Below are 7357 nucleotides of genomic sequence, written 5' to 3'. Positions count from 1 at the left end.
CGACGCGGAGCGTCGTCGACCGACGACAACGCCGCGAGCGTGCGTGCCAGGCCCCGCGAGCCCGGCCTGATCCAAACGACAGGCCCTAGGTCGTGCAGCGCGTCGTGCGCGGACGGCTGCTCGGGCAGCGCGGAGGCGGCCTGCGCCGCGTCGAGCTCGGCATGCAGCGCCTGCACATCGGCGGCCACCCGCTCGTACGCGACGTCCGCGGCCGCGTGCTCGGCGGCGGCCTTCGCCTCGATCAGCTCGGGGAGGTAGGCCGGTGCGGCCACCTCACCGAGCAGCGTGGGCAGATGGGCCAACACCTCGCCGCTGCGCATCAGATGGACGCCGGTGAGCAGCGCGCGGAACGTGTAGAGCAGCGGCTTCAGCTCCCGCGACCGGTCGAAGAGCCGCCACTGCGTGCCCGCGAACCCCCGGTAGTGGTGGGCGTGATGGCGCGTGACGACGCCCGGCGCGAGCGCCACGAGTTCTCGGTGCGCGTCCGTGGTGTGGACGACGAGCGGCGACAGCAGCTGCTCCAGGACGTACCCGTTGCGCCGCAGCATCAGGCGGACGAACTTCCGCAGGTCGTGCGTGACGAGGTCCATCTCGACCCCGTCCGCCCACCACATCCGCGACCGCGTCTCCTCCGGCTCCCGCAGCCCGACGAGCGCCTCGGGCGGCAGCAGGTGCGCGCCGCGCAGGTCGACGTCGGAGTCCCGGGACGGAAACCCGTAGAGATGGGCGCCCGACACGGTCGCGAAGAGCAGCGGGTCGGGCTCGGCGGCCACCACGGAGGTCAGGTCCATGGTGGCGGGCAGTCCGGCGTCGGTGAGCGTCATGTCGACATGCTCGCCGACCGGGCCGCCCCGGCCCACCGAATTACGCCGCGTCCCACTCCGCCCCGAACACCAGCAGCTCCTCCCGGTGCTCGATGCGTCCGGTCCACTCCTTCGGCCACGCGTCGGCGCCGAGGTGGGCGCCCGCGAAGGCCCCGGCGAGGGCCGCGATCGAGTCCGAGTCGCCGGAGGTGCAGGCGGCGCGGCGCAGCGCCAGGACGGGGGCGTCGACGAAGAGCAGGAAGCACAGCAGGGCCGTGGCCAGGGCCTCCTCCGCGATCCAGCCGGCGCCCGTGGGGAGGCACGGGTCGGTCTCGGGGGACGGCTCGCGCAGCGCCTCCCGCAGTCGGTCGAGGACGCCGAGGCACTCGTCCCAGCCGCGTGCGATGAACCGCTGCGGCGTCGGTTCCTCGCCGCGCCGCCACAGGTCGCCGAGCCAGGCCTCGTGGTAGGTCTCGCGGTTCTCGTAGGCGTAGGAGCGGAGCAGGCCGACCAGGCCCGTCGGCTCCGCGCCCGCGGCGAGGAGGCGGACGGCGTGCGCGGTGAGGTCGGCGGCGGCGAGGCCCGTCGGGTGGCCGTGGGTGAGCCCTGCCTGCAACTGGGCGGCGCCCGCGCGCTGTTCGTCGGTCAGGCCGGGGACGAGCCCGAGGGGCGTGACGCGCATATTGGCGCCGCAGCCCTTGGAGTGGATCTGGCTGGCCTCCTGCCAGGCCCGGCTCTCGGTCTTCAGGAGGCTGCACGCGCGCAGGCAGGTGTTGCCGGGCGAGCGGTTGTTGTCGGGCGACTCGTACCAGTCGACGAACTCCTCGCGCAGCGCCGGCTCGAACCGTTCGGGCGTGAGAGGGCCGCTCCTGTGCAGCGCCCGCGCCACGGCGAGAGCCATCTGCGTGTCGTCGGTGATGTACGCGACGGGGTGGCCCGGCAGCTCCATCTCCCGCCAGGGCCCGCACTTGGCGAGGATCGCCGGTACGTCGTTGAACTCGGTCGGAAAGCCGAGCGCGTCCCCGAGGGCGAGGCCGAGCAGCGACCCGGTGGCGGAACTCTTCGTCATCGGCGGGACCTCTCCGAGGGCTCGTGCGCGGGGCGCAGCAGCGGTGGGTGCAGGGACGTGGCGTCGCCGGCCCGGTAGAGCGCCGCGGGCTTGCCGCGCCCGCCGGTCAGCCGGGACGCGCCGGGGATCTGCTCGACGAAGCCGGGCGTCGCGAGCACCTTGCGGCGGAAGTTCGCCGGGTCGAGGTCGGTGCCCCAGACCACCTCGTAGACCTGCCGCAGCTCGCCGAGCGTGAACTCGGGCGGGCAGAACCCGGTGGCCAGGCAGGTGTACTCCAGCTTCCCGCCGATGCGCTCGTGGGCGTCGGCGAGGATCCGGTCGTGGTCGAAGGCGAGCGGGCCCTGGGTCCCGTACGGCAGCCAGGCGGCCCGCGCCGCGTCCCCGCCCCCGTGGGCCTGCGGCGCGTCGGGCACGAGCGCGGCGAACGCGACGGACACCACCCGCATCCGGGGATCGCGCCCCGGTTCGCTGTACGTACGCAGCTGTTCCAGATGCAGCCCTGCGACGTCGGCGAGCCCGGTCTCCTCGGCGAGCTCACGGCGCGCCGCGCCCTCCGCGGACTCGTGCGGCTCCAGGAACCCGCCGGGCAGCGCCCAGCGCCCTGCGTAGGGCTCGTGACCGCGCTCGACGAGCAGGATGTGCAGCCGTCCCGACCGGAGCGTGAACACGGCCAGGTCGACGGTGACGGCGAAGGGCTCGTAGGCGTACTTGTCGTAGCCCGCCACCGTGCCGTTGTCGGACATGCGAGGACCCCCTCCCTTTATTGGTCCAACAGACCTTAAAAGGAGGGGGTCGCCGCACACAAGACCCGCGCAGGCGCGACCTACAGGTCGACCTCCTGCATCAGCATGCCGACCTCGGTGTTCGAAAGGCGCCGCAGCCAGCCCGACTTCTGGTCGCCCAGCGTGATCGGACCGAAGGCGACCCGCACCAGCTTGTCGACCGGGAAGCCGGCCTCGGCCAGCATCCGCCGCACGATGTGCTTGCGGCCCTCGTGCAGGGTGACCTCGACCAGGTAGTTCTTGCCGGTCTGCTCGACGATGCGGAAGTGGTCCGCGCGCGCGTACCCGTCCTCAAGCTCGATGCCGTCCTTGAGCCGCTTGCCCAGGTCACGCGGGATCGGGCCCACGAGGTGCGCGAGGTAGACCTTCTTCACGCCGTACTTGGGGTGCGTGAGGCGGTGGGCCAGCTCACCGTGGTTGGTGAGCAGGATGACGCCCTCGGTCTCGGTGTCGAGCCGTCCGACGTGGAAGAGGCGCGTCTCACGGTTGTTCGTGTAGTCGCCGAGGCACTGCCGCCCCTCGTTGTCCTCCATGGTGGAGACGACACCGACCGGCTTGTTCAGCGCGAAGAACTGGTACGACTGCGTGGCCACGGTCAGGCCGTCGACCTTGATCTCGTCCTTCTCCGTGTCGACACGGAGACCCTGCTCCATGACGATCTCGCCGTTGACCTCGACACGGGCCTCGTCGACCAGCTCCTCGCAGGCACGCCGCGAGCCGTAACCGGCACGGGCCAGCACCTTCTGAAGCCGCTCGCCCTCCTGCTCGGCGCCGGGGAACGTCTTCGGGAGCTTGACGTCCTTCTTGCCCGCGTACCGCTCGCGGTTGCGCTCCTCGGTCCGCGTCTCGTACTCGCGCGAACGCGACGGAGCCGTACGGCCCCGCCCCGCCGGACCGCCCGACTGCTGCCCGCGCTTGGGGCCGCCCTTGGCACCGCCGCGCGCGGAGGCGCCCCGGCCCGACTTCGAACCGTCCTTCGTGGCGTTCGGGCCTACGTCGTAGAGCCGCTCCTCGGGACGCGGCCGCTTCGGGCGCGCGGGCCTGTCGTCACGCTTGTCGTCCCGCCTGTCGTCACGCTTGTCGTCGCGGTAGCCGCCGCCACCGCGCCTGTCGTCGCGGTTGTTGCCGGCGCCGCGCTGGTTGCCGCGGCCCCCGCTGTTCCCGCCGCGGCCGCTGCTGTTGCCACCACGGCTCCCGCCGTTGTTTCCGCTGCTGTTCCTGCCGCTGCTGCTTCGCATCAGATTTCCGTTAGTCGTGTACGTCCTCGACACCCGGCGCATCGGGTGCGTCCGGGTCGAACGACGGGACCCCTTCCTGCGTATCGCCCTCGATCGCGTCCGCCTCGGGGAGGAAGGGCGCGAGTTCCGGCAGCTCGTCCAGGCCGCGCAGGCCCATCCGCTCCAGAAAGTAGTTCGTCGTCCTGTACAGGATCGCACCTGTTTCGGGTTCCGCGCCCGCCTCCTCCACCAGCCCCCGCTGCAACAGGGTCCTCATGACCCCGTCACAGTTCACTCCGCGCACCGCGGAGACCCGGGAACGGCTGACCGGCTGCCGGTACGCGACGACGGCGAGGGTCTCCAGAGCCGCCTGGGTGAGCCTCGCCACTTGTCCGTCCAGGACGAAGCCCTCGACGGCGGCCGCGTACTCGGGCCGGGTGTAGAAGCGCCAGCCGCCCGCCACGAGCCTCAGCTCGAAGCCGCGGCCCTGGGAGCGGTACTCGTCGGCCAGCTCCCGCAGCGAGTCGCTCACGGCCCTCCTGGGCCGTTGCAGGATCTTGGCCAGGTGCTCCTCGGTGGCGGGCTCGTCGACCACCATGAGCACGGCTTCCAGGGCGGGCTTGAGGTCGAGCTCCGCCACGCTGCCGGGGTCGGGCTCGCTCATGTGGCAGTCTCCTTCTGCTCGGGGGCCTCGGGCAGGTCCGGTGCCCTGTCGAACTCGTCCGTCACCACGGGCTCGGCGTCCGCCTCGCCCCCGGTCCAGCGCACGACCAGCTCCCCCAGCGGGGTCTCCTGGTCGAGCCCGACGGCCTTCTCCCGGTACAGCTCGAGCAGCGCCAGGAACCGGGCGACGACGGTGAGCGTGTCGTCGGTGTCGGCGACCAGCTCCCGGAACGCGGCCTCGCCGACCTCCTTGAGCCGGGCGACGACGATCTGGGCCTGCTCCTGCACGCTGACCAGCGGCGCGTGGATGTGCTCGACGTAGACCTGCGGCTTGGGCTTCGGCTGCATCGCCTTCACGGCCAGCCGGGCGAATCCCTCGGCCCCGATGTTGATGACGACGTCGGGCAGCAGCTCGGCGTGGTGCGGCTCCAGACCCACGGTCCGCGGGTACCGGCGGCCCTCGTCCTCCATCCGCTCGCTGAAAATGTCGGCGATCCGCTTGTACGCGCGGTACTGAAGCAGCCGCGCGAACAGCAGGTCGCGCGCCTCCAGGAGGGCCAGATCGGCCTCGTCCTCCACCTCGGCGGCGGGCAGCAGGCGGGCGGCCTTCAGATCGAGCAGCGTCGCGGCGACGACGAGGAACTCCGTCGTCTGGTCGAGGTCCCAGTCGGCCCCCATGGCCCGGATGTGGGCCATGAACTCATCGGTGACCTTGGACAGCGCGACCTCGGTGACGTCGAGCTTGTGCTTGGAGATGAGCTGCAACAGAAGATCGAACGGCCCCTCGAAATTATCGAGCCGAACCTTGAACTTCCCGTCATCGACCTCGGCCTCGGCCTGCTCCGGTTCCGGTTCCGCGGCCTTGGGCAATCTGCCGCCTTGGGCAGCAGGGTGGGCAAGGCGGCCCCCGGTTCCGGCCGAAGGTTCGGAGGGCGCCGACTCCGGTTCGGAAAGCGCACCACGCCCCAGCGCACGCCGACGCCCCGCCGGAGGCGGCAGCGGCGTACCAGAGGATTCGTTAACGGACATCAACCCAGGACGCTACCCGCCCAGCGGCTAGCGCCCCCGCAGCCGACGTACAAGAATGCTCGCGTCCCCCCGGGACTCCAGGTCGGCCAGCACCACGGCGACCGCCTCCCGCACGATGCGCCCCCGGTCGACGGCCAGCCCGTGCTCACCGCGCAGCACCAGGCGCGCGTGCTCGAGGTCCATCAGCTCCTCGGCGGAGACGTACACGGTGATTTTCTCGTCGTGCCTCTCACGCCCGCTGGGCCGCCGGTTCGCCGCCCGCGACCGCTTCCGCGCCGCCGCGGAGGACCCACGCCCACCGGAACCTTCCTGCGCCCCGCCGGAGGCCCTGCGTCCCGCCTTCTCCGCACCCTCCGCCGCGGCGGCCCGAGTGCGCGACCCGGCGTCCGACTCGGCCTCGGCGGCGGAGTGCTCACCGGAGGCGGAGGAGGCCGGGGCCGCTTCCGCCTCACCGTCGGAGGCGGCCGCCTCGTCGCTCTCCCCGGCAGGCGAGGGAACCCGCGCCTCGCCGTTCGCCGAGCGCCTCGGCGACGACGCCTGCAGCCCCATGCCCCCGGTCGTACGGAACAGTTCGTCGGCCCCCGGCAGACTCACTCGGCGTGACACCGGGCGAGCACCTCCCTGGCAAGCTGGCGATAGGCCGCGGCACCGACCGAGTTCGAGGCGTACGTGGTGATCGGCTCACCGGCGACCGTGGTCTCCGGGAAGCGAACGGTTCTGCCGATCACCGTGTGGTAGACGTTGTTGTCGAACGCCTCCACGACGCGCGCGAGCACCTCACGGCTGTGCACGGTCCGCGAGTCGTACATCGTGGCGAGGATCCCGTCGAGCTCCAGATCCGGGTTGAGCCGCTCCTGGACCTTCTCGATCGTCTCGGTCAGCAGGGCCACACCGCGCAGCGCGAAGAACTCGCACTCCAGCGGAACGATGACCTTGTGAGCGGCCGTCAGCGCGTTCACCGTCAGCAGGCCGAGCGAGGGCTGACAGTCGATCACGATGTAGTCGTAGTCGGCCATCAGCGGCTTGAGCGCCCGCTGCAGCGTGGACTCGCGCGCCACCTCACTGACCAACTGCACCTCGGCAGCGGACAAGTCGATATTGCTGGGGAGCAGGTCCATGTTCGGGACGGCGGTCTTCAGCAGGACCTCGTCCGCGGCCATCCCCCGCTCCATGAGCAGGTTGTAGACCGTGAGGTCGAGCTCCATCGGGTTCACGCCGAGGCCGACCGACAGGGCACCCTGCGGGTCGAAGTCGACGAGCAGGACCCGGCGTCCGTACTCGGCGAGCGCGGCACCCAGGTTGATGGTCGACGTGGTCTTGCCGACGCCGCCCTTCTGGTTGCACATCGCGATGATCTTCGCCGGGCCGTGATCGGTCAGCGGTCCTGGAATCGGGAAGTACGGCAGCGGACGCCCGGTGGGGCCGACGCGCTCGCGGCGCTGGCGGGCAGCGTCAGGGGCGAGCGTGGCCGCGTACTCGGGATCCGGCTCGTATTCGGCGTCGGGGTCGTAGAAGTGTCCGTCGGGGGACAGTTCGTCGTAGTCGGCGAAGTGGCTTTGTGTGTCGCCACTTCGGTCGCCGGCCATGGCGTTCACGTGATGGCCATCCATGCTCTGGTCTGCTGTCTGCGTCGGCGTCTGCTGGGGGATGCCCTGATAACTGCTCTGTTGGGCAGCGAAGGTACGCACAGCGACGGGGCCGACAGCCTGAAGCCCCGCGGGAACCTGTCCGCCTGGCTGGCCACCTCCGGGAGTAAATGTCGACTCATTCACAAGTCGTCTTACCTCCTTGGAT

The 7357-nt window shown here is 71.2% G+C and carries 8 protein-coding genes; all 8 read right to left on the bottom strand.

The window, feature by feature from the left end; translation table 11 throughout:
* A partial coding sequence (locus tag ACIA8D_RS39495; protein ID WP_399239929.1) for a DNA polymerase beta superfamily protein occupies positions 1 to 824 on the bottom strand: 824 nt, incomplete at its 3' end.
* Between the two features lie 40 nt (positions 825 to 864).
* Positions 865 to 1872, bottom strand: coding sequence for an ADP-ribosylglycohydrolase family protein (locus ACIA8D_RS39490; RefSeq protein WP_399239927.1), 1008 nt, complete (start codon positions 1870 to 1872; stop codon positions 865 to 867).
* Positions 1869 to 2615 carry an NUDIX hydrolase gene (locus ACIA8D_RS39485; protein WP_399239925.1) on the bottom strand — a complete coding sequence of 249 codons (747 nt, stop codon included), beginning with the start codon at positions 2613 to 2615 and terminating at the stop codon, positions 1869 to 1871. Before ACIA8D_RS39485 ends, ACIA8D_RS39490 begins: the two co-directional genes overlap by 4 nt.
* Before the next feature lie 80 nt (positions 2616 to 2695).
* Complete coding sequence (locus ACIA8D_RS39480; RefSeq protein WP_399239923.1) at positions 2696 to 3892, bottom strand: pseudouridine synthase; 1197 nt, start codon at positions 3890 to 3892, stop codon at positions 2696 to 2698.
* Between the two features lie 10 nt (positions 3893 to 3902).
* Positions 3903 to 4535 (bottom strand): SMC-Scp complex subunit ScpB, encoded by a 633-nt coding sequence (gene scpB, locus ACIA8D_RS39475; RefSeq protein WP_399239921.1) that lies wholly within the window; start codon positions 4533 to 4535, stop codon positions 3903 to 3905.
* Complete coding sequence (locus tag ACIA8D_RS39470) at positions 4532 to 5563, bottom strand: segregation and condensation protein A (RefSeq protein WP_399239919.1); 1032 nt, start codon at positions 5561 to 5563, stop codon at positions 4532 to 4534. The genes scpB and ACIA8D_RS39470 overlap by 4 nt, the downstream gene beginning before the upstream one ends.
* 27 nt (positions 5564 to 5590) lie before the next feature.
* Positions 5591 to 6169, bottom strand: coding sequence for a hypothetical protein (locus ACIA8D_RS39465; protein ID WP_399239917.1), 579 nt, complete (start codon positions 6167 to 6169; stop codon positions 5591 to 5593).
* Positions 6154 to 7335 carry a ParA family protein gene (locus tag ACIA8D_RS39460; protein ID WP_399239915.1) on the bottom strand — a complete coding sequence of 394 codons (1182 nt, stop codon included), beginning with the start codon at positions 7333 to 7335 and terminating at the stop codon, positions 6154 to 6156. Before ACIA8D_RS39460 ends, ACIA8D_RS39465 begins: the two co-directional genes overlap by 16 nt.
* Positions 7336 to 7357: the final 22 nt, after the last annotated feature.

It is taken from the genome of Streptomyces sp. NPDC051684 (assembly GCF_044453445.1).
Taxonomy (GTDB): Bacteria; Actinomycetota; Actinomycetes; order Streptomycetales; family Streptomycetaceae; genus Streptomyces.
This window is presented reverse-complemented; position numbering and strand designations above follow the sequence as displayed.